We start from the raw sequence: 22,040 nt of genomic DNA, 5'->3' as shown, positions 1-22,040 counted from the left end.
GCAGCGATGATTGATAATTATCATTTCGGGCGTCTGGTTGTTGTCGGCGACGTCATGGTCGACCGCTATATTTCAGGCGCCGTTAAACGCCTTTCACCTGAAGCACCGGTCCCTGTGCTTCTGCGTTCCGGTTGCGCATCCATTGCGGGGGGCACCGCCAATGTCGCGGCCAATGCCGCCGCCCTGGGATGTCAAATCACCCTCATCGGCGTTGTAGGGGATGATGAGAATGCCGAAAATCTGCGGGACGTGCTGCGTGTCAATAGTGATATCGACACAACGCAACTCGTGACGGAAGCAGGCTGGTCCACCATCAGTAAAACAAGGGTGCTAAGCGGACAGCATCAGCTCGTGCGCATTGATGATGAGCGCGTCGTCACTTTCTCCGACGGGACGCAGGATGATTTGATCAAACGGACAAGCGCGGCGCTGAACAATGCGGATATCCTCGTCTGCTCTGATTACGCCAAAGGTGTGCTGACGGATCGCGTCCTGCGCGCCATTATTGCGGCGGCGCAGGCGCGCGGCATCCCGGTGATTATTGACCCGAAACGCGTCGATTTCTCAGCCTATCGCGGCGCAACACTTGTCACGCCCAACAGCCATGAAGCCGCGGCGGCGGCGGGACTGACCGAGTTGCAAAGCGATGCGGATGTTGAGTGCGCGGCGGCGGTGATTTCGGCGCAATTCGGGGGTGATGTCCTTCTTACCCGTTCTGAGAAGGGCATGACACTCTGGCAGCGTAATGGCGTCATCCGGCATGAAGCCGCCTATAAGTCGGAGGTATTCGACGTATCCGGCGCGGGCGATACGGTGCTGGCGGCTGTAGCGGCGGTGCTTTCCGCCGGGCATGATCTCGAAACAGCTACTGTCATCGCAACGGCGGCCGCCTCCATCGCCGTGAGCAAACTCGGCACCTCCGTGGTGTCACGGCGGGAGCTTAATCAGAAACTCATCGCGGACACGCTTGGCTTTGACGGCGTGGCCGATTTCGTGACCGCGCGCGGCGTGGTGGAGGACTGGCGTTTACATGGGGCACGTATCGCCTTCACAAATGGATGTTTCGACCTGCTGCACCCCGGCCACATCGCGTTGATCCGCGCGGCTTCCATGGAGGGAGATAAGCTGGTCGTCGGGCTCAACAGTGATGACTCGATCAAAAGGTTGAAAGGCGCGACGCGGCCTGTCCAGTCGCAGGAGGCGCGCGCCGCGGTCATGAGCGCTTTGCGCGATGTGGATCTCGTCGTCATTTTCGATGAAGATACGCCCCGGAGACTGATTGAGACGCTAAGGCCGGATACGATCATCAAAGGGGCGGATTACCGGGAGGACGAGGTCGTGGGCGGCGATTTTGTGAAGTCCTATGGTGGCCATGTCGTTCTGGCCAAAATCATCGAAGGGTGCTCCACCACCGATCTCATCGCGCGCTCGGGTCAATCCGTCCAGAAAAGCCGCCATTCTGATGACTGAAACGTCCTGCGGCGCGGCGCCTGCGCGGCATCGTTCCGGCCTGAAGTGGCAGGAATGGCTCGTCGGGCAGGCATTGCCGCTTTGGGCGCAGGACGGATTTAACCGGACAACCTCCCTTTTTCATGAGCGCCTGACATTTTCAGCCGCGCCGCAAGCCGTACCGGCGCTGCGACTTATGGTGCAGGCACGCCAGATCGCCACTTACTGCCGTGCCGCTGTCGAGGGTCTTTACGGCGGCGGGGAAGACGCTTTGGATGGCCTTGCAACGATTGAGCGCCTTTATCATCGCCGGGATGGCGAAGCGGGCTGGATCTTCTCCATCTCTCCAACGCTTGAAGCGCTTGACACGAAGCGGGACCTTTATGCCCACGCCTTCATCATTTACGCCTATCACTGGGCCTTTCGATTAAGCGACGTCGCCGCTTATTACCGGAAAGCACGGGAAACCCTCCGTGACGTCCGCCTTATTTTCGCGGATGCAGGTGACGGTCTGCGGGGTATTTCCCCCGGGAAAGATGATGTGCGCGGTCAGGACCCGATCATGCATCTTTTTGAAGCCTGCCTGGTGTGGATGCCTTACGCTGAACATCCGGATTTTCAAAATCAGGCGGAAAAACTGGCGCGACTGGCTCTGACACGTTTGATTGACCCCTCAACCGGCATGATCCGGGAATATTTTGACGCTTCCTGGCAGCCTCTCCAAGCAGAGGGTAAAAATCGCATTGAGCCGGGACATGTTTTTGAGTGGTCCTGGCTTTTACGCAATTATGCGCGCCTGACGCGCGATGCTGCCTTACGTCGCCCGATTGAGGACGCCGCCGCACGGCTTTTCGAGGCGGGGCAACGTTTCGGACTTCAGGATGGCGGCGTTGTTGACGCCATCAGTGAAACAGGCGTCCCTCTGATGCGAACTATGCGCATCTGGCCGCAAACAGAATATTACCGCCTGCTGGCGGATCTACGACATGACGCCGCGCAGGACGCCAGTGAACGCGCAAAAATTGAGTCGTCGATGCAAAATGTGACGGATCTTTTCTTTTCGCGCTTCACAATCGGCACAGCTGGAGGCGGCTGGATCGACCGTGTTCGGGAAGACGGGTCAGGCTGTGTTGATCACATGCCCGCGAGCTCACTTTACCATATTTATGGCGCCGCGACGGCTTGTTGAACCGATAAATCACGTCATTTGATGGCGCGTCAGGTTTATCTGTCCGGGATGCAGGTGATTACATAACTGATGACGGCGGAACAGCGCCTTGAGGGCATATTCTTGACGTACGGGCGCGCTCCCGAAGTGCCAGATTGTCTCACCCTTCAACGCGGCAATTATCCGCCCGCGCCTGGATTATCATGCAAAGCCCCGTGCGGTGAGAAAGGCCCGCGCCGTCTCGGCATCGCGCCCAATCTGCGCGGCGAGGGCCGCGAAATTTTCGAATTTGCGTTCCTCCCGCAAAAGTGTGTGAAAGCTCACCTCAAGCGTTTGCCCGTAGAGATCACCATCAAAGTCGAAAACATGCACTTCCAGCTGAGAAACGCGCCCATCATTGATCGTCGGGCGGCGGCCGAGATTGGCGACGCCGGCCCAGATTGGCGCATCCGCCACGTCCGGGCGCGCGATGGTCACGGCGTAAACGCCCCGGGCCGGCTCCAAATGCTGACCAAGGGCGATATTGGCTGTGGGGAAACCAATCTGCCGCCCGCGTTTATCGCCTTCTATGACGGTTCCTGAGATGAACCACGGTCGGCCCAATTCCTCCTCCGCTTTTTCGGGGGAGCCTTCCCGCAGCAGGCGGCGGATGCGGGAGGATGAGAGGGGGCCACCACGATCCGCCAGCGGGTTAACAATCGTCAGGCCGACACCTCGCGCCTCCAGCCACTGCCCCAACATCGGCACGTCACCCGTTCGACGATGACCGAAGGCGAAATCCGGCCCGCAGGCGACATGCTGCACGCCCAGCCCGTCGCACAAAATATCATCAACGAAGGCGTGCGGATGAATATGGGAAAATGCCTCATTAAACGACATCTGGAAAATATGGGTGACGTGATGCTGCCGCAGGAAGCGCGCGCGAACATCGGGGACCATGAGACGCATCGGCGGATCTTGCGGGCGGAAAAACTCCCGGGGATGGGGTTCAAAAGTGACGGCACTCAAAGGTAGGTCCGGCCGGGCACCATGAAGTGTTTCAAGCAAATGGACATGCCCGCGATGAACACCGTCAAAATTGCCTAGTGCGACCGCCGCCCCGCGTGAATGAGGGAGCACGTTACACCATTCTGTTATCGACACCCTACCAACCTCCAGAGATTTACGCCGCGCATGCTGACCGTCATGAGCCCACCGCAAAACCGTGTGCCGTTGGCGCACACACCACCCCATACATGATGTCTCCCGTCGTCAAACGCGACGCCCCGCATTTGTCGCGCGGCACCTGTACGCACCCCCTCTGTGCTGAAAGGATTTTCCAGATGATGAGATATGGCGTCGGGCCTTGAAGGCTCCAGAGCGCCGCGCGTAAAAATTTATTGCTGAAAAAATGAGCCATATTTATCAGGTCGTCAGATCACGAGGGCGAGGTGCCGACATCCGCCTTTAAAAGCGCCCGGCCCCGGTCATAAGATAGCGGGGTCAGCCGGGCTTTCTATCCACGGGCGCTTCATCCGCGCGCTGCGCGTCTTTAAGGAAAGCTGCATCCGAGGGGGCAGGAGGCGTGATCTGCCCAGCGGGCAGTGCGGCTTCCGACATGGATTCGTCATCGGCCATGTTCTTCTTGAAAGATTTAATCCCGCGCGCGAAATCACCCATGATGGAGCTGATTTTGCCGCCGCCGCCAAATAAAATCAGCACAACGGCAACGACAACCACCCAATGAATAAGACTCATGCTTCCCATAACTTACTCCCGATCCGCGTTCGGAAGATCTCGCGAACGCAATGTCCCTAAATGAGCGTTTCAATCTGATGGTGCAAGAACTGCCGACTTCAATTTGGCAGGATGAAGCCGTACGTCGCGTATCTCCCCGTGCCCATGCGATGGATCGGCTTCCAATATACACGCACCAAATTCCAGTTATTACGCTTTGAAATGTCGATTACGGGTACGTTTTTATCGATCGCCCCCGGCTCCCAATTCGCATGTTCGACCAGAATTTTGCGTGAGGAAACGATTTTACGCACGATGGAAATATGTCCGCTCGGGATACGAGAGGTTGATCGGAAAACCAGCAGCGCATTTTTGGACGGTCGCTGTGTCCTTGCATAGCGTCCGCGCGCCTGTGTCCACCAGGATGATGCCCGTCCGCGCAGTGCCACGCCGGTTTTCTCACGCGCATAAGGCGCACATTGGAGCTTTCCGTCAAAATCTGACCGACTGAAATGGGTGGGATGTCCGCAGGATGTTAAAGCCAGCAACCCCATCAGCAGCGTGCAAACCGGGATAAGGCGCAGGCGCCTTGAGGAGGCATTGACCCGTTCAGATATTGCGGAATTTGAGAATAGCATCTATCGCCTCCTCATAAGAAAATGCCAAAGCCTCGCAGGCGGTGCCATGAGAGAACCCGGCCCGCGCAAACGCGGCCAGTGCGCGGCGCGGGTCACCGCTCTCCATCCCGTCTGCCGCAATTTTACGTGAGGTAAAAGGCCCGAGACGCTTTTTCCGGGCGAAGATGAGGGCAGCGGCGAGCTCATTTACCCCGCCATCTTCCGCACCACCCATGGCATCTTCAATTCCAGAGGCAACATCCTGCGGCATCACCCCGTGACTCTGTAGCCACGCCGTGGCGTGTCGGCGGCTATGGCCGGAGCGCAAAAGGGCGCGGGCACGGCTGGCGCTGAAATTTTGATCATTGACAGCGCCGGTGCGCACCATCTCGGAAATAATCCCTGGCACGGATTTGTGAAGCCGCGCGCTTTCCGCCGCGACCGCCTCATCCTCCACCCCGGAGGACTGAGCGCGCGCAGCCCACCTCTTGATGCGCCGCTCCAATACCTCACCGAGGCGTTTCTCCGTCGTTGCAAAACGCGCGAGGTGTCGCAGCGCCACACCGCGCAGATCTGGCGCATCTTTCATGCCAACAGCGCGGACATGCCGCATCAGAAGCCTCCCATCGGCGCATCTCTCCTCTCCATAACGCCCTCCAGCGCTGAATTGCGCATGGGGCTGCGAAAATCCCTGCAATACGCGTCCTGCCCGACGTGACAGGCTTGACACTTAAGCGGACGGCTTGAAAAGCTAAGTTGAGGATAACCCGCATGTCGCAGAGTCGAAAGGGCAGTCAGTTATGGCCCAACATCGCAAGGAAGAACGCCTGATCCGGCAATTGCCAGAACTTTATCCCGGCTCCGGTGGTGCCATCGCCATCGTCAAAGATGGTCAGGTCCGCGCGCGGGAGAGTTGGGGTTATATTAATCTTGAGCGTCATATCTCGTTTACGCCGCGCACGACTTTCCGCATCTCCTCAATCACCAAGCAATTCACCTGCGCGCTTCTGGTTGACGCGTTTCCGGAATTCAGCCGCCTTGATGAAGATGTGCGGCATTTTTTACCACAACTTGAGGACCCTATGCCTCAAATTGCGCATCTCGCGCACAACCAATCCGGGTTCCGCGATTACTGGGCCATGGGCATGGTCATGGGTGCCCTGCCCGACACATTATTCTCCGAGGATGATGCGCGTCACATCATGATGACGAAGACGCTGCAATTCGCACCCGACACGTCATATTCCTATTGTAACCAGAATTTTCGCCTCATTGGCGACATCGTGGCACGACGTCTTGACCGCGATTACGCGTCTTTGATGCACCATCATGTTTTTTCCCGTTATGGCATGGAGCATGCGTTTATCGCGGCTGATACAACGAGCCTTCCGGACGGCGGAACGGGTTACGAAGGCAGCGTGGTGACCGGCTTTATCCCGGCGACAAACCGCATTCTATGGACGGGCGATGCGGGGATCGGGGCGAGTCTCGACGATATGATCGCGTGGGAGCTGCATATTGATCGTGAACGAGATCACCCGCGCGGCATTTATCAGCAATTATCTCAACCGCAGCATTTCACTGACGGGACGCCCGCACCTTATGGTTTCGGATTGCGGCATTTTACGTTCGAAGGCCGCAAGGCAACCGGCCATGGCGGTGGGCTGCGGGGGGTGGCACAGCTTCCGCATGCATGTGCCTGAGGATCGACTTTCTGTTGTCGTTCTCTTCAACCATATGTCAGACGCCTCCGGGGCGGCCCACAGGCTTGCGCGCGCCGCACTCGGGATTGACGAGGCGCCGCCCCGACGGGTCGCGTCCGCATCACCGGTCGACACGCCCCCATCCGGAGTTTTCCTCGATGATGCGGCAGGGCTCGCCGCACAGATCTTCCACGGCCCTTCCGGCAGGATGCTCCATTACCTTCATCCGCCGGAAACCTGCCCTGAGCCGGATGAGATGCCGGAGGATCGTTTTCGCACCCGTATTCCGTCCGAGGGTGAGGCGACCATCATGCACCGCCCCACTGAAGGCCGGTCCGTCACCCTGCGCCGTTTGAAGCCTTACGATTACGATGGGCCGGATGATCGGGACATCATACGCGGCGCCTAATTATTGTGCCGAGAACGACTCCTGGCTTGACATCACGGCAGACGGGCGGGGCCTTTACGGTGCTTTCTTCGGCTTCCTCGGGAAGGGATCTGTGTCTCCGATCCGGCGACTGAGTGACGATGTCTTCTGGATGCCGTGCCGCCGCGCCCTTGACCATGCGCCGCCAGGTGACTGGACAATCGAAATCCTCGATGCGCGAAAAAAGAAGGTGCGTCACCCGGCTTCTGAAATCCGCGTCGGGTGCTGGCTGGCGCGTAATCTTCGTTATCGACGCGTTAACGCAGTATTTGACCGCGGCATGTGAAATCCGTCATGATGTGCCCCTTCGTTTTTCCCTGCCTGCGAGGGCGGGGATTTTATTTTTAATTGTGGGTAAGGAATGATGATCCATGTCGTCTGCTCTCCTGCCAGTCTTCAATCGTATTGATCTTTCTTTCGAGAGGGGTGAGGGCTGCTGGCTTTTTGCCAGTGATGGACGACGATATCTTGATTTCGGGTCAGGTATTGCCGTGTCTTCTCTTGGGCACGGACATGATGCGCTTGTCGCGACCATAACCGAGCAGGTCCGGCGCATCATCCATGTCTCCAACCTTTACCGCATCCCGCAGGCCGAAATTCTGGCCGAAAAGCTTGTTGCAAATTCCTTCGCGGATCAGGTGTTTTTCTGCAACTCCGGTGCCGAGGCCAATGAGGGGTTGATCAAAATGGTGCGCCGTTTTCATGCGGAAAACGGCCATCCGGAGCGCCAGCGTCTGATCTGCTTCCACGGCGCTTTCCATGGCCGCACGCTGGCGACCCTCTCCGCAACGGGTAACGAGACGTATCTCAAAGGTTTCGGGCTGCCCGTTGACGGATTTGATCACGTGGCTTTCGATAATATGAATGAGGTCCGCGCGGCCATCACGTCCCAGACTGCCGGTATCCTCGTGGAGCCCATCCAGGGTGAGAGCGGTGTTAAGCCGCTTTCAGACGGCTTCCTGAAAGCTTTACGCCAAACCTGTGACGAATATGGCCTGCTCCTCGCCTTGGATGAGGTCCAGACTGGTATTGGCCGAACGGGCAAACTTTTCGCTTATGAGTGGGAAGGGATCTCGCCCGATATTATCTCCCTGGCGAAGGGCCTCGGCGGCGGCGTGCCGATCGGGGCAATCCTCGTGAAGTCCCACGTGGGGCAGGCCATGACGCCAGGCACCCATGGTTCCACCTTTGGTGGCAATCCGCTTGCCTGCGCGGCGGGGAATGTGGTGCTCGATATCGTCACCCACCCAGGTTTTCTGGAGCGCGTTGAACGCACGGGCCGCATTCTGGGCGAGAAGCTGGACGCTTTATGCCGGAATTATGGCGCTGTCTTCACCCTTGCGCGCGGACGCGGGCTGATATGGGGCCTCAAATGCGCCCCCCCCGTCGCGGAGGTCATGAAAGTCGCGCGTGGTTATGGATTGCTGTGTACCTCCGCGGGAGACAACACCCTGCGTCTGATCCCTCCCCTCATCGTCTCGGAGGCGGAGTGCGTCATCGCCCTCGACGCGCTTGAGAAAACGGTACAGCATTTTACCCTTTCGTCAACGGAGTCCTAACGATGAACAATTTAGCGCCCGTCCGCGAACAAACCGGAATACGGCATTTTATCGATCTCCGTGATCTCGACGCCTCAACGTTGCGTGCCATCATTGATGTCGGCGCGTCGGTTAAACGCATGCAGTCGGGGCGGAAATTCCTCCTCCATCCGAAGCAACCCCTCGCCGGGCGCAGTCTCGGCCTGATGCTGGAAAAACCCTCCACCCGCACGCGCATTTCCTTTGAAGTCGGTACGGGTCAACTGGGCGGCCGGACGCTCATTCTTTCACCCGCAGATATGCAGGTGGGGCGGGGTGAGTCGCTGGCGGACACGGCGCGGGTTCTGTCGCGCTTTCTCGACGCGCTGGTGGTTCGGACCGGTGATGTCGAGACGTTGAGGGAGCTCACGCGATGGAGCTCTATCCCCGTGATAAATGGCCTGACGCCTGACTCGCATCCGGTGCAGATTCTCGCTGATATCATGACGTTTGAAGAACATCGCGGCCCGGTGGCCGGCACAAAATGGGCGTGGGTGGGGGATGGCAATAATGTTGCGACCTCCCTCATTGAAGGCGCTGTGAGATTCGATTTCTCGCTTGATCTCGCCACGCCGCCATCCCTTTCGCCACGGCCGGAAGTGCTGGATTGGGCCCGCCGCGAAGGGGGGCGCATCCGGCTTTTCCACGATCCTGAAGATGCCGTGAAAAACGCGGATTGCGTCGTTACGGATACGTGGACGAGCATGTCCGACATAGATTCAGAAGAGCGTCTGGAGGCTTTACGCCCATTTCAGATTTCAAAACACCTGATGTCGCAAGCGGCATCGGGTGCGCTCTTTATGCATTGCCTGCCCGCCCATGTCGGTGAGGAAGTCTCGTCGGAAGTCTTCGAAAGCGCGGCTTCCGTCGTCTTTGATGAGGCTGAAAACCGTCTTCATGCCCAGAAGAGCCTTTTACTCTGGTGTCTGGGGGGTGAAGATTGGGCCAGCGCCGGTCTTGCATCCTGAGGCCGGACTGACGAAATTCCTATCATGAAAATGTCGGACATGCCCGCCTCTCACCCTAATGCCGCCGCTATCCCGGACATCGAGATCAACGATGTGTCATTCAACCTTTCCGGCAGCCCGGTGCGCGGGCGCCTCGTGCGTCTGGGCGGGCTGGCGGATGCGATCCTCTCCCGCGCAGCAAGGCCTTAGGTGCCGCCGCGCACCTTGGTGGGCAGGCGCTGAGCCTGGCGGCGGGTATGAAGCGCCGGACTTAAATTTGAGGGGGCCTCTCCCTTCAGGTCAAGGGTGACGGGCCCGTGTCGCTGCTGGTTGCGGACAGCACACATGATGGGGTCGTGCGCCTCTATATGCGTCTGGCGGAAGACGACCGCCTTCACGACCTGCCGGAGATAGAGCCGCGCGCTGATATCATGTTCGGGAAGGGATATTTTGCCTTCACGATTGATCAGGGCCCGGAGATAGATCGTCAATAGGGCATCGTCACTTTGGAAGGTGAGTCTCTGTCGGAAATGGCGGCGCATTACTTCGCCACCAGTGAGCAACTCCCGACATTGATCCGGCTTTTCTCACGCTTTCAGGACGGAAAATGGGATGCTGGCGCGCTGGTCGTGGAGCGCATCGCCGATGAGGGCGGGCGTGAAAGTCATCACGCGGCGGAAGATCATTGGGAGACGGCGAAAACCTTCGCCGCGACGCTGACGGCGGAAGAGGTTTTTAACCCGCATTTGACGCATAGCGCCTTATTATGCCGTGTTTTTGGCACGCTTGGCGTTGCCGTCGCCCCGCCCCGTCCGGCGCGTTTCGGCTGCAGATGCTCGCATGAAAAACTTTTATCTGTTTTGAGAAATTTCGGTGATGACGACCTTGATGAAATGGCTGAAAATCGCGTGATCACAATGTCATGTGAATTTTGCGGAGTAGATTATCGATTTGATCGCAACAATATCGCGCCTGACCCCGTTTAGGGGCTTGGATAAGTGACCGCCATGAGCAACGACATCGCAAATTTCTATCGCCGCGTCCGCGTCGATGGACATCGGCTGGAGCGTCTCTACCCGGGATGGCGGGTGGAGGCGCATGTCAGCCTTTCCGACAATATCAGCGCGGTCGTTTTCATAGAGGAAAAGAGCGCGAGGCGGGCTGCCTGGTTTCTGAATAGTCGCTTTGATTATTGCGGTTCACATATCGAGTTTCTCTCCAAACTCGATACAGATGATGTCCTCGGCACGGTTGCGCACGCTTATAAGGCGCTTTACTGCACATCTCTCTCCAAGAAACCGTCACGCGTGACGTCCGGGGAAGATATTTCCGCCATGCCGGAATTTCTCTCCCTCCATCTCAGCCTCGCCTGGTCAGCGCGGAATATCAGAAATATCTCGGTCTCAACCAAAGCCGAGATCGTGCAAAAAGCCGCAGCACAACCTGAGTTGGTCGGCCAATGGCGTATCTCCGCGATCACGCGGTTGCTGGGCACGCGCATCACGGCGGAAACGCCGATTATCCTGTCGCCATTCGACGACAAGCCGCTTCGATCCCAGCTTTCTTTCATGATCGAGGATCTGCTCGTCCATCGCTTTTATGATGATGATGCAGATGCGGCATTTTACCTGATCTGGAGACGGTCCGGCTTAAAAGACCCTCCCAGCCTTTATCTTCCTGATACCGGGCTTGTAATCTCCGACCTTGAGTTTCCGGCGCTTATCCCGGCGAAAATTCTTGCCTGGATGTTGATCAACCCCTCCCATGTCCAGGTGATTGAACATGCGCAGCATTTCGATCCTGAGAGTTTCGGCCTTGGCCGCACATCCGACATGACAAATCTGTCCCCAACGCCGGAAGTGCTCCCCGAGCATAAACCGACTTACCAACGTGCCGATCTCATTTCCCCCGCCTGGGCTTTTCTCAGCCAGACGGGCGCATCCAAATCGAAAGATCAGGATGCCACGCCTGAGCCCGATATGGCCGCCATCAAGCCGACACGAGATGCACCCTCACCATCCGGTTTTTATCGCGGATACGACGCAAGGTCTAAAACCATCCTCAGTGACACTCAGTAAAGGTAAGGGAGCGGAAGCAGCGATGAGAAGAGTCGGAATCGGTGTGACATTCATAACGTCGATCGTGGTTTTTTCACCATCACAGGGTGTGGTCCGCGACGCCCGGACCCTTCTCCGCCCATCGACTATGCGGACTTCAAGACGCTGAACCTCAATGTCGCTTCCATCACCGTCATTGATGACTCCGCGCGCCAGCATGTGCCTGGCGACATTTCCTACCGCGCATCTGTCCCTCTCATGATGCGGATACGTGAAATGGTCGCGCACCGCCTCAATGCCGCGGGCAGTCACGGCACCGCTAAAATCACGGTGGTGAGGGATTCCATCCAGCACGCACCCGTCTCGACCCTGATCGGCCAATTATCCCTTCGGATTGATGTCGCCTCTCCGATGAGCGACACGGCGGGTTACGCTGTCATCCGCACCGACAGCACCGCCTATATGGGTGATATTGACGCTGACTCGCCCGAAGCGCTGGATAATATGGGAATTTCCATGATGCGCAGCATGAACAGCGCACTGGAATATCAGATCCGACACGTTCTGGGGGATTGGCTAGTGGATGCAGGCGGGACGCCGCTGCGTCGCGACGTCAAACAGATTTCCTTGAACCCCGGTACTGGCGATGATGGCGCATCGGCGGCAGGTGATGCGGCAGCCAACGCGCCCTCCGGCGTCACTATTGTCAAAGCGCCAGAAAAATCTGCGGCACCCCAAACGCCAACGGCACCGAAATCCGTCGAGATGCCGGATGCCGTATTCCCGCTGGGCGATGACTCATCGTCACCCGCCTCGGCCGGGACGCAGCTTTCACCCCAGCCGGGCACGCTGCACCTTCCCAATCATCGTGGCATATGAGTTCAGCCAAAGCGGCCCGGTAAAGCGTCTGCCCCCTCAATTCGGCTGACGCTTTATTCCGTCCATTTTTTTTGCTGACGTCAGCTCTCTGCCTCGGAGCATGTTTCTACCGGGGCGCCATCCGAATGATCGAGCATTTTCTCCCATTTTTCATTGAAATCCGGGTCAGCCTGCCGCCAATTATAAGCGGTGCCCCGATCAATCCCGGCGACGCGCGCAGCTTCAGAGATATTGGCGGATTTCGCGATCTGCTCCAGAAATTTCTTTTTCATGAATTGTATGCGCACCTGGCGCGGCGTAAATTTGACACCTTTCATGACCAATTTTAAATTCTCCTCAAATAAAATTGTCCGTGAGAACAAGAAGTCATGCGACGTGTCACCACGGCCTAATGTAATGATGCCTCTTTTGCGGATAAATGCGCAGAAGAGGCGGCTCAAATACTCGCTAAGGATAATAACAATTTTTCATCAACATTAAGCCGTTTCGAACGCGACACTTGAAGCCGTTCACCCTGGAAAACCGCCAGCGACTTGATGATGGATTTGGGGGCAAAACTCCTCTTCCTAGGGGGAAATCAACACGTAAAGCGCGGCTTCATAAATTGCGTGCACTGAATGACCGGACGCCCATCGACAATACATCTTTTCGGGAGCCGCTCTCCCCAATAAGTCGCCACAACCAAGGACTTGCACTAAAAAATAATTTATTGAATGAATGAATCCTTATGACTCCATTTTATATTTATTTTATCCTAAAGTATGAAGCAAATATACTTATTTGAAGAATAATATATATTTTACATCATAAAATACTACTTTATGACATTGGTATAATTTGAAGAATCTTCTCAATAAATTATACCACTTTAGATTGTAGATGACTCACATTGTTTTTGAAAATCCCGTTTTTTGACCGGATATCTTTTAAAATGCACGTATCAAAATTTGCAACATTTTGTCATCATATTGCTCAGTGCCGTGGAGGGTCGCCTCTTACGCTGTAATTTCAACATGTTATAAACAATAGTTAATAGAAAATTGACTTTTGTTTGTCAGAGCGATTTGTAGCGTGCGATCAGCAGGATGCACGCTGCGAGACAGGAGCGAGGAGTCGTGCCTGTCGAAATTCAACTTTAAAAAAAAGTAATTGGACATTTTGCGCGTAGTTTTGTCATCTCGTCGCTACTCTTCGTAAACGTTGGTCCGCCCGTTACCGAGGGTCGCCCATCGGTCGCGACCTCCCCTGCGACAAAATCGATTGGAAGCGCCTCACTAAATGAACGCTATTGTCGTCACCGCCCTCAGACACCCTCTGACTTTTGTTGTCTTCTCAATCCTGATTTTGATGTTCGGTATTCTGGCGATTTTCAAGACGCCGACGGATGTCTTCCCGAATATCAAAATACCCGTTGTTTCCGTCGTCTGGGCCTATAATGGCATGCTGCCGGAGCAATTTGCAGGGCGCATCATCTATAATTTTGAGCTCAACGTCACTTCAACCGTCAACAATATAGAGCGGATGGAGTCGAACTCTTATTACGGGCGTGGCATCGTTAATATTTTTTTCCAACCGGGGACAGATCTCGGTTCGGTCCTGTCGGGCGTCCAGCATGTTCTGTCCAAAACCGCCGGGCGCGTGCCGCGCAGTGCGGCGATTGATGTACGCGGGCAGGCCACGACGATGCACAGGCCTACAGCCAGCTGATTTTTGGCCTGGTCGTATCCGTCCTGCTGATCTATCTGCTGATCGTCGTCAATTTCCATACCTGGCTTGATCCCTTCATCATCATTACCGCCTTGCCGGGGCGCTGGCCGGGATTGCCTGGGCGCTCTTCCTGACGGGGACGCGTCTTTCCGTCCCCGCTCTGACAAGACGCCATTATGTGTATGGGCACAGCAACGGCCAATTCCATCCTCGTCGTCTCCTATGCGCGTGAGCGGATTGAAATTCATGGCAACGCCCTGAAAGCGGCGTTGGAAGCCGGGATCGGTCGTATCCGCCCCGTCTTGATGACCGCACTTGCCATGATTGTCGGGTCTCTCCTCATCGGTCGCATCGTCTATGCGTGGGAGCTTCGCCGCGTCACGCAATCCGGAGCCATTGAAGATGTCGCTGTGTTGACACCGAAACCGGCAGATCCCATGGTGTCCATCACCCTTCCCGGCACGATCGATGCCTGGTACTCCGCGCGGATTTATCCGCAGGTCTCCGGCTATGTGAAAATGTGGTTCAAGGATTTCGGTGCGGATGTTCAGGCCGGTGATCTCATGGCAGAGATCAATGCGCCCGGTCTTGACGCGCAATATGCGCAGGCCAAGGCGGATCTCTCTGCGGCGGAAGCGAAATATAATCTTTCCGTCGTCACGGCCAAACGTTGGCAGGCCATGGGAAAATCCCAGTCCGTTTCTGGACAGACTGTCTCCATCTCCGTCGCGAACATGAAATCGCAGCAGGCAAGTTTGGAAGCCGCGCAGCATAATGTTGACCGGTTTGCCGCGCTTGAGAAATTCAAATCCATTGTCGCGCCTTTTTCAGGCGTCGTCACCGCACGTAACATCAGTGTCGGGGAATTATGTGCGGGATGGGTCCGGCGATATGGATGCAAAGGGCGACGCCAAGGAGATGTTCACGGTCGGGCAAGTCGATAAATTGCGTCTTTTCGTCTCTGTGCCGGAAGTTTTTGCCTATATTCTTCAGCCGGGCCTTGAGGCGGATGTCACGGTGCCGCAATTTCCCAACCGCACCTTTAAAGCGCGTTTCCTGACGATGGCCCGCGGTTTTGATTCGAACACGCGCACGGCGGTGACGGAATTCGTCATGGAGAATGCTGACCATGAATTATGGCCAGGTACCTTCGCCTCCATCAAACTGACCGCGAAAAACAGTCACAGCACGGTGCGGCAGATCCCGAGTGGCGCCCCGGTGTTTCAGGAGAAGGGCATGCAGGTCGCGACGGTGGACAAGGATAACCGGGTCCATTTCAAGGAGATCAAGGTGGGCCGCATGGCGGATACATCCACCGAAGTGCTTTCCGGCCTTGCAGCGGATGATCGCGTCATCAACAACCCGCCAGCCGACCTCCTTGAGAGGGATAAGGTCAATGTCGTCATCCCTGCAAAAGGTTACGATCACGCTGCCGATGCCGATGGGGCCGAAGCGAAATGATGGCGCGACTCTTCCCCTTCCGCCGCGCGCTTACGAAGTATGGCGCGGTGACGGCCATGCTCGCCCTTTCAGCCTATGATCTTGCACCCACTTATCACACGCCCAAATTTATCGTGCCCGCGAGCTGGCAGGGCCGTGCCCCTTTCAGCATCGCGACGCCAGCGGACGCGACCCTGTCGACTCAGTGGTGGACGATGTTCGGCGACCCCCTCCTCAATCATCTTGAGGATGATCTGACGCGCAGCAATCCGGACCTTCAGGCCGCCGCGGAACGCTTTATTCAGGCCCGCGCCATGGTGGGGCCTCCGCACGTTCGGACCTTTTGCCCCATTTATCGCTGAATGCCGGCGTGACGGATAATAAGCAGTCGGCAGACCGCCTTTTCCGCTATAAGGGCGCGACGACGGAGACGGATGAGGAATATCACGGCCTTGTCTCCTGGGAGCCGGATTTTTGGGTCAAATTGCGCAACCGCATGTGGATGGGGCAAAATCAGGCGCAGGAGAAGGCGGCGGATTACGCCGTGTCGCGCCTGAGCCTTCAAGCGGAGTTGGCGTCCGACTTTATCCAGCTGCGCGGTTATGACGCACAACTTGCGATTTATGATCAGTCCATCGCCTATTACCGCAAAGCGCTGAAAATCACGCAGAACCAGCTTCAAAACCAGGCAGCTCCCGCCTTGGATGTCACGCGCGCCAAAACCCAGCTTTACAACACAATCGCCGCCAGATTGGACATTGAGGCTGCCCGCGCCGTGGTTGAACATACCATCGCCATCCTGACCAACTGCTCACCCTCATCCTTCCACATCCCCGCAAAGTCGGTCCTGCGCTTTGCCCAGCCCGCTATCCCGACCGACGTCCCCTCGGCGCTTTTGCAGCGACGCCCGGATGTCGCAAGTGCGGAGCGCCGCATGGCGGAGGCCAATCGGGAAATCGGTATTACACGTGCCGCTTTCTATCCCAATGTGACTCTCAGCGCCGGGGGCGGTTTCGCGCAGAATGGGTTTGACCTCGCCAATCTTGCCAATTCCCTCTGGACTTACGGCGCAACCTTCAAATTACCGATTTTTGAGGGGGGACCTTCGCCGCGCGCGTTTACAACAGGCCTGGTCCGATTATCGCGAAACACGGGATCGTTATCGCAGCAAGGTTCTGGACAGTTTCAGGGAAGTCGAGGATGGGCTGTCCCGTACGGATCGGCTGAATGCTGAAAATCAGGCACTGAGCATATCGGTTGATGCTTCTCTCTCCACCCAGCGTATGACCATGACGCTTTATCAAGGTGGCGTCGGCACCTATCTCGAAGCGATTTTCGCGCAGGTGCAGACGCTGCAGGCCCGCATTGAGCAGGTGACGGTGGCCACAAGATTATATCAGGCAGATGTCGGGCTGATCCGTGCATTAGGCGGCGGCTGGGATCGGTCAGCATTGCCGGATATGAAATCGACCCTCTCCCTCTCGCCCCTGCAATACGGAAATATCCACCATCCGGACCCAATTGGCGATGTGGAGAGCGCGCCCCACCCGAAGGCGTTTGAGGATCTGAGTCAGCCCTTGCCGGAATCGACGCACGCGACACCGCGTGAGAGCCTACCACCCTTGCGCCTTCGTTTAGCAGAGTGAGGGGTCGGGGCGTCGCCTTCCTCAGGCACGTCATGCCGTCGAACCCCGAGCATGACCGACAAGCTGCGCCGACTCATCGCCATGTCTAAGCTCTTGGCTGCATTTTGACCTGTGGCACCCCAGAAATGGGGTTCAGCCCGAAGGGTCGAGATTTGAAATAAGCGCTGGAGTAAATATATTTTACTTACTTTTGGAAAATGATATACAAGAGAGTAAAATATATTTTCATCTCACTGCGATTCATGATGGTAAATGTCGAATTTCGAAGGGTTTAATCAACGTCATTAGAGCAGGTTTGCAGATCTGCTCTTCCACTTTATTAGGCGGCAATGCGAGGGGGCGGGAGGTTTCAGGTCGATTCGAAGTAACTCTTTGTTCACAAACGCGATTTATCAGAGGGGCGCGACGTTATCTTGTTACCGCAGCTGAGAGCAGGATCTCTCAATTGCGGAAGGGGAACGTCTCAAGATGTCAGAAAGGTCAAGATGAATGACAAGCTCAAAGCGCTCCTTTCAGACGGCCAGATCACCGTTGAAACAGGATCCTTCCGGTGCTGTGCACGCGCGCCATGTAAAAACCCGCGCAGTGAGTCCTGCGCATTACAAGCGTTTTTATCACCGTTTTGGCCTGACGTGCCACGCCATAATGCCCGCCTCGTCTGTGACAGATCACAAAAATCTGACTCCGGAAAATAAATACGAAACGCTTTCAAGGCCTTAGCGATTCGGTTCGGGAGATATCAACAGTTCATATAAATACGGCTTTAAAAATTTAATGGCCTACTAAAATTTTTGGTCAATCCAGATAAATAAAATCAAATATAAACAATAAATTTAGTTTTTTTCTGCGTTTTTACTTTAATAGCGTCAATAATTTTCTCATAAATTATTTAAAATAATTCTTTACTAAACATGAAATTCATATATATATCGCTTCGAAGACGCCGATTTATCCACCGAATGGCGTGGTCTTATTTCAAATTCGGAGCATATAGATGTTCATGACTTTCTCAAGCGCTCGAATTGCGCACATCAACCCTGAAGAACTGCCAAAAGTCAGCAATTTTATTCCGGCCGATGTTTATCTGGCCAAAATGGCATTTGATGAAGATACGAGAGAGGACGCATACCGTTTAAGATATCAATGTTACCTGGCGTCCGGTCATATTGAGCCCAATAATTCCGGCCTTTTCTCCGATGATTATGATCTCCTCTCCAATAGTCGCACCATCGTTCTTTATCGCGATGGCGACCCTGTCGCGTCCGTGCGCGTCTGCCTGCTTCTCCAGGGTGCGGACCAGCGCTCACCCTGTTACGATACACTTTCCCTGAAACGCTTGATCGCATCATGCGGGATGCAGCCCACGCGGTGAGTGGTCCTGTCCGGGTTGCTGAATATACGCGTCTGGTGCGTGACCCGTCTCTTGATCACGGGGGCGCCATTGTCTATCTGCTCTATCGCATCGCAAGTTATGTTTCGATGATGTCACATGCTCAGATCACCATTGCCTGCGTGCGGAAATCGCACGCCTCATTCTACCGGCGTCTTGGCTACCAGGCTGAGACAGCGCCGCAGCCTTATCCAGGCCTGAAATGCCGGATGCAGCTTATGTCTTCAGACAGAAAACGCTTTGATGAGCTTCGGGCGGCTTTCCCGATCATGGACCCTTTCACAACGGCGACCGGCTCGTTAGATGATTTCATGAGCGGCGGTGCCGTCTATTTACGCGCGGGAGACCTCCGATGATTTACACGACGCCGTGCGCCTTCGCATTCTCACTCTTCTGCTTTTTATCCTTCACGTGGGCTTTATACCGACATTTTGAATCCCCGGGGCAAATACCGCACAATATGCGGGCCTTGTCGATTTTCAGCCTTGTCGCCTACGTGACATTCCTTGCGATCGGCCTTTTGTTAGAACCGGGTCCATGGCAGGTCGGTGGCGCGATTGCGCTCTTCATCGCCTCCGCGCTTATTTTCTGGAGTGCTGTCAGCGCGACACGCAAAGGCGGCCTCCATGTTGCGCATGAGGACGCCGTTTCACGAGAAATTGTCACGCGGGGACCTTATCGCTATCTGCGTCACCCGTTCTATGTTGCTTACCGGCTTTTCTGGTTGGCGACCGCCCTCATTGGCGGGCCCGTTCTATGGATGTTCACCCTCGCCTTCTTCATATGGTATGCCATACTTGCCCGAGAAGAGGAGAGGAGACTTCTCCAATCGGAACTGGGCTCTTTCTACAAGGCTTATCTTTCCAAGCGAGGCCTTTTTAAATCAGGCGGTTTCAGACATGCAGAAACGGGGACCCATAAGACTGTTCACGCCTCGATATTGGCGCGAGCTGTGGCGACTTTTCGCTTTAGATGACATTCCTGAGCACGCTGGAGAAATCCGGCGTGAGCAATCCGGTATCCTTTCCAACACTGTCTTTCTTTACACGCTTCTCGGTGTTTCCTCATCGACATTGTTCATCTTCGGGCTGGATAACCGCCCCTCTACCCTCCTCGTCATCCAATGGGTCTTCCTCATCTTTCTCTATGTGTGCCTCAACATCAACAAGCACACCTGGCAGAAGGACCAGAATGATGCGCGGTTTATCTCGCGCTCACTCTTTCTCTTCGTGGCCCTGGGTTGCGCCTGGGGCACGATCATTTCGCGCTTTGCGCTTGAAGATGAATTCATCACAGATGGCGTGTTGCTGGAAATCTCGATGGGATTGGTGTCAACACCTATCATCGGTGTGCCCCTCAGCTCCGCCTTTGCCTTTTTCCTTCCCGTCAGTTCCTTCTGCATCCTCGCCATCTTCACCTGCCTACATACGGTGGAAGCCGTTGCAAAATTCTCATTCGTCGGGTTTATCGGTTTTGCCGCCAGTGGCATCATCTACATCAACAAGATCCTGATCGAACGCGCCATCAGCCGCCTCAATCTGGAACGGCAGAATGAAACGATCAGCGTGTTTCTGCGAGAATATGAAACGAATTCACCGAACTGGTTGTGGGAGACGGATCGTAACGGCAGACTGCGCAATGTCGATGTGAAAATGAAAAGATTTTTCCAGCCCCGCAGTGCCACGATTGAGGGCTGCTGTTTCGCAGATCTCGGCTTTGAAAATGACGACACGACCCGCCCGACAATCGACGCGTTTATCCGCAACAACCGGCCTTTTCGCGACCATGTCGTCCTGACCCGGCAGAATGGCCAAAAATATTATTTCAACATCACGGGTCATCCTACCCATGACCGCAATGGACATTTCCTCGGGTTCCGGGGCGTTAGCTCAAACATCACGGAAAAGAAGAGGGCTGAATCCCGGGTCCATTTCATGGCAAATTATGACGATCTTACAAAGGTGATGAATCGGCAGGCATTCCTCAAAACACTTCATCAATATTGCGAGAATAAGACGCCTTTCACCTTTCTCCTGATTGATGTTGATCGGTTTAAGCTTGTCAATGACCAATATGGCCATGAGGTGGGCAATGTCATGTTGCGCATGATCGTCAAGCGGATTAAACGCGCCTGCCATCCGACCGATCTCATCGGGCGGTTGGGCGGGGATGAGTTTACTCTGATCCTCCCTTCTGCCGATCAGGATGACGCGGTCGCTTTCAGCCGCTCATTGGTTGAAAGCTTCAATCAGGAATTTTTCATTGATTACATTGCCATCAGGCCAAGTGTCAGTGTGGGTGTCGCATTTTTCCCGCGGGATGGTGAGACGACGGAGCACCTTTTCCATCATGCTGACCTCGCGCTTTACCACGCCAAGAAACACCGTAACAGTTTCTCACTTTTCAAACCGGCGATGGAGGAAGAGTATTTCAAGAAGGTCAAGCTGAAGGCTGACCTCGTCACCGCCATTGATAATAAAGAGTTCTTCCTGGAATATCAGCCCATCTTCGACACGACGACGGCCCATATTGTCTCTGCCGAAGCGCTGATAAGATGGCGGCATCCTGAACATGGCGTCCTGTCAGCCGAAAAATTCATCAAGACGATTGAAGATAATAGCCAGGCTGATGAGATCGGCGCTTTCACCCTGAATCACGCCTGTCGGGAGGCCGTCAAATGGCCCAGTCATCTTCCGATTGCGGTCAATGTCTCTCCCAGTCAGTTGCGCTCCGGTAATTTCGTATCTGTGGTGGCGACGTGCCTCAATGATACGGGCCTCTCCCCCTCTCGGCTGGGACTTGAAGTGACGGAGACAACATTTCTGGCCGCTGAAGCCCATACGCTTGACCAGCTTCGTGACCTCCGAAAATTGGGGGTGCGCCTGATATTGGATGATTTCGGCACAGGATATTCATCACTGACCTATCTCTGCGATTTTAACGTGGATGGCATCAAGATCGACGCATCATTCATGGAGAATGTCACCACCAATCAGAAGGTGACGGCCATCGTCAGGACGATTGCGCGCCTCGCGGCGGATATGAATGTCTATGTTGTGGCAGAAGGTATCGAGCACGAAAATCAGCTCATCTGGCTGCAATTGAACGGCATTCCGTTTGCGCAGGGCTTTTACCTCAGCCGCCCCCGTCCGTCAGAGGATATCAGGAAGATCCTGACATCCGGTACGTCCTTCCAGAAAATGCGTGCCGGCCATCTCCAGAAAACCGCCGCCGGGCACGACACGCCATTGAGCCATGTCCCCGGGCCCCTTCACATCTGACGCGGGCGGTCATTGACACGTCCCGCATTACGGGAT

18 protein-coding genes and 5 pseudogenes are annotated in these 22,040 nt (G+C 55.5%); 18 read left to right on the top strand and 5 right to left on the bottom strand.

The features are described 5' to 3' along the window. The first annotated feature begins 6 nt into the window (after positions 1 to 6). Positions 7 to 1,470: a D-glycero-beta-D-manno-heptose 1-phosphate adenylyltransferase gene (gene rfaE2, locus AAYR33_09780; GenBank protein XAO71234.1), complete on the top strand. Its 1,464-nt coding sequence runs from the start codon at positions 7 to 9 to the stop codon at positions 1,468 to 1,470. Continuing rightward, on the top strand, positions 1,463 to 2,638 hold the full coding sequence (locus AAYR33_09775; GenBank protein XAO71233.1) for an AGE family epimerase/isomerase: 1,176 nt from the start codon (positions 1,463 to 1,465) through the stop codon (positions 2,636 to 2,638). Before rfaE2 ends, AAYR33_09775 begins: the two co-directional genes overlap by 8 nt. A gap of 180 nt (positions 2,639 to 2,818) precedes the next feature. Here AAYR33_09775 and ribF read toward each other — a convergent pair whose 3' ends face one another. The 4 genes and pseudogenes from ribF to AAYR33_09755 all read right to left on the bottom strand — a co-directional run bounded on the left by ribF (position 2,819) and on the right by AAYR33_09755 (position 5,647). Then, the gene (gene ribF, locus AAYR33_09770; protein ID XAO71232.1) at positions 2,819 to 3,760 is read right to left on the bottom strand and encodes a riboflavin biosynthesis protein RibF; all 942 of its coding nucleotides are present in this window, start codon (positions 3,758 to 3,760) and stop codon (positions 2,819 to 2,821) included. A 414-nt stretch (positions 3,761 to 4,174) separates the two neighbouring features. Then, positions 4,175 to 4,363, bottom strand: a pseudogene (locus AAYR33_09765) (twin-arginine translocase TatA/TatE family subunit). Positions 4,364 to 4,452: 89 nt separating this feature from the next. Then, positions 4,453 to 4,971 (bottom strand): CHAP domain-containing protein, encoded by a 519-nt coding sequence (locus AAYR33_09760; GenBank protein XAO71231.1) that lies wholly within the window; start codon positions 4,969 to 4,971, stop codon positions 4,453 to 4,455. After that, entirely contained in the window at positions 4,943 to 5,647 is a 705-nt protein-coding gene (locus AAYR33_09755) for a regulatory protein RecX (GenBank protein XAO71230.1), read from the bottom strand. The genes AAYR33_09760 and AAYR33_09755 overlap by 29 nt, the downstream gene beginning before the upstream one ends. Positions 5,648 to 5,750: 103 nt before the next feature. Here AAYR33_09755 and AAYR33_09750 point away from each other — a divergent pair, with 103 nt between their 5' ends. The 9 genes and pseudogenes from AAYR33_09750 to AAYR33_09710 all read left to right on the top strand — a co-directional run bounded on the left by AAYR33_09750 (position 5,751) and on the right by AAYR33_09710 (position 12,540). Beyond that, the gene (locus tag AAYR33_09750) at positions 5,751 to 6,653 is read left to right on the top strand and encodes a serine hydrolase (GenBank protein ID XAO71229.1); all 903 of its coding nucleotides are present in this window, start codon (positions 5,751 to 5,753) and stop codon (positions 6,651 to 6,653) included. After that, positions 6,604 to 7,062: a hypothetical protein gene (locus AAYR33_09745; GenBank protein ID XAO71228.1), complete on the top strand. Its 459-nt coding sequence runs from the start codon at positions 6,604 to 6,606 to the stop codon at positions 7,060 to 7,062. Before AAYR33_09750 ends, AAYR33_09745 begins: the two co-directional genes overlap by 50 nt. Next, positions 7,034 to 7,366, top strand: coding sequence for a hypothetical protein (locus AAYR33_09740; protein XAO71227.1), 333 nt, complete (start codon positions 7,034 to 7,036; stop codon positions 7,364 to 7,366). The genes AAYR33_09745 and AAYR33_09740 overlap by 29 nt, the downstream gene beginning before the upstream one ends. 85 nt (positions 7,367 to 7,451) lie before the next feature. Continuing rightward, entirely contained in the window at positions 7,452 to 8,639 is a 1,188-nt protein-coding gene (locus AAYR33_09735; protein XAO71226.1) for an aspartate aminotransferase family protein, read from the top strand. Positions 8,640 to 8,641: 2 nt separating this feature from the next. After that, positions 8,642 to 9,625: an ornithine carbamoyltransferase gene (argF, locus tag AAYR33_09730; GenBank protein XAO71225.1), complete on the top strand. Its 984-nt coding sequence runs from the start codon at positions 8,642 to 8,644 to the stop codon at positions 9,623 to 9,625. Positions 9,626 to 9,649: 24 nt separating this feature from the next. Continuing rightward, a complete protein-coding gene (locus AAYR33_09725; GenBank protein XAO71224.1) occupies positions 9,650 to 9,814 on the top strand; it encodes a hypothetical protein in 165 nt (54 codons plus the stop codon). A gap of 107 nt (positions 9,815 to 9,921) precedes the next feature. Beyond that, positions 9,922 to 10,590 (top strand): annotated as a pseudogene (locus AAYR33_09720) (Hsp33 family molecular chaperone HslO). Positions 10,591 to 10,611: 21 nt separating this feature from the next. Then, positions 10,612 to 11,682 (top strand): hypothetical protein, encoded by a 1,071-nt coding sequence (locus AAYR33_09715; GenBank protein XAO71223.1) that lies wholly within the window; start codon positions 10,612 to 10,614, stop codon positions 11,680 to 11,682. Positions 11,683 to 11,880: 198 nt separating this feature from the next. Beyond that, positions 11,881 to 12,540, top strand: coding sequence for a hypothetical protein (locus AAYR33_09710; protein XAO71222.1), 660 nt, complete (start codon positions 11,881 to 11,883; stop codon positions 12,538 to 12,540). An 80-nt stretch (positions 12,541 to 12,620) separates the two neighbouring features. Here the strand turns inward: AAYR33_09710 and AAYR33_09705 are convergent, their stop codons facing one another. Continuing rightward, a complete protein-coding gene (locus AAYR33_09705) occupies positions 12,621 to 12,812 on the bottom strand; it encodes a helix-turn-helix domain-containing protein (GenBank protein XAO71221.1) in 192 nt (63 codons plus the stop codon). Between the two features lie 1,006 nt (positions 12,813 to 13,818). On the opposite strand from AAYR33_09705, the pseudogene AAYR33_09700 reads away from it, so the two are divergent. From AAYR33_09700 to AAYR33_09670, 7 genes and pseudogenes are all read left to right on the top strand, one after another. After that, positions 13,819 to 14,579, top strand: a pseudogene (locus tag AAYR33_09700) (efflux RND transporter permease subunit). Beyond that, positions 14,553 to 15,708: pseudogene (locus tag AAYR33_09695) on the top strand (efflux RND transporter periplasmic adaptor subunit). Before AAYR33_09700 ends, AAYR33_09695 begins: the two co-directional pseudogenes overlap by 27 nt. Continuing rightward, positions 15,705 to 17,333, top strand: a pseudogene (locus AAYR33_09690) (efflux transporter outer membrane subunit). Before AAYR33_09695 ends, AAYR33_09690 begins: the two co-directional pseudogenes overlap by 4 nt. Before the next feature lie 994 nt (positions 17,334 to 18,327). Continuing rightward, positions 18,328 to 18,705, top strand: coding sequence for a hypothetical protein (locus AAYR33_09685; protein XAO71220.1), 378 nt, complete (start codon positions 18,328 to 18,330; stop codon positions 18,703 to 18,705). Beyond that, positions 18,702 to 19,079, top strand: a complete 378-nt coding sequence (locus AAYR33_09680) for a hypothetical protein (protein XAO71219.1) — start codon at positions 18,702 to 18,704, stop codon at positions 19,077 to 19,079. Before AAYR33_09685 ends, AAYR33_09680 begins: the two co-directional genes overlap by 4 nt. A gap of 113 nt (positions 19,080 to 19,192) precedes the next feature. Further along, a complete protein-coding gene (locus AAYR33_09675) occupies positions 19,193 to 19,699 on the top strand; it encodes an isoprenylcysteine carboxylmethyltransferase family protein (protein XAO71218.1) in 507 nt (168 codons plus the stop codon). Beyond that, entirely contained in the window at positions 19,623 to 22,004 is a 2,382-nt protein-coding gene (locus tag AAYR33_09670) for an EAL domain-containing protein (protein ID XAO71217.1), read from the top strand. The genes AAYR33_09675 and AAYR33_09670 overlap by 77 nt, the downstream gene beginning before the upstream one ends. The last annotated feature ends 36 nt before the right edge of the window (positions 22,005 to 22,040 follow it).

Source organism: Acetobacteraceae bacterium, assembly GCA_039613835.1.
GTDB lineage: Bacteria > Pseudomonadota > Alphaproteobacteria > Acetobacterales > Acetobacteraceae > Sorlinia.
Note: the sequence above shows the minus strand (reverse complement) of the source record. Positions and strands in the feature narration are given on the sequence as shown.

Coding starts and splice junctions, on each gene's coding strand:
- rfaE2 (XAO71234.1), top strand. CDS start 7: ATGATTGATAATTATCATTTCGGGCGTCTGGTTGTTGTCGGCGACGTC.
- AAYR33_09775 (XAO71233.1), top strand. CDS start 1,463: ATGACTGAAACGTCCTGCGGCGCGGCGCCTGCGCGGCATCGTTCCGGC.
- AAYR33_09760 (XAO71231.1), bottom strand. CDS start 4,971: ATGCTATTCTCAAATTCCGCAATATCTGAACGGGTCAATGCCTCCTCA.
- AAYR33_09750 (XAO71229.1), top strand. CDS start 5,751: ATGGCCCAACATCGCAAGGAAGAACGCCTGATCCGGCAATTGCCAGAA.
- AAYR33_09745 (XAO71228.1), top strand. CDS start 6,604: ATGGCGGTGGGCTGCGGGGGGTGGCACAGCTTCCGCATGCATGTGCCT.
- AAYR33_09740 (XAO71227.1), top strand. CDS start 7,034: ATGATCGGGACATCATACGCGGCGCCTAATTATTGTGCCGAGAACGAC.
- AAYR33_09735 (XAO71226.1), top strand. CDS start 7,452: ATGTCGTCTGCTCTCCTGCCAGTCTTCAATCGTATTGATCTTTCTTTC.
- argF (XAO71225.1), top strand. CDS start 8,642: ATGAACAATTTAGCGCCCGTCCGCGAACAAACCGGAATACGGCATTTT.
- AAYR33_09725 (XAO71224.1), top strand. CDS start 9,650: ATGAAAATGTCGGACATGCCCGCCTCTCACCCTAATGCCGCCGCTATC.
- AAYR33_09715 (XAO71223.1), top strand. CDS start 10,612: ATGAGCAACGACATCGCAAATTTCTATCGCCGCGTCCGCGTCGATGGA.
- AAYR33_09705 (XAO71221.1), bottom strand. CDS start 12,812: ATGAAAAAGAAATTTCTGGAGCAGATCGCGAAATCCGCCAATATCTCT.
- AAYR33_09685 (XAO71220.1), top strand. CDS start 18,328: ATGTTCATGACTTTCTCAAGCGCTCGAATTGCGCACATCAACCCTGAA.
- AAYR33_09670 (XAO71217.1), top strand. CDS start 19,623: ATGCAGAAACGGGGACCCATAAGACTGTTCACGCCTCGATATTGGCGC.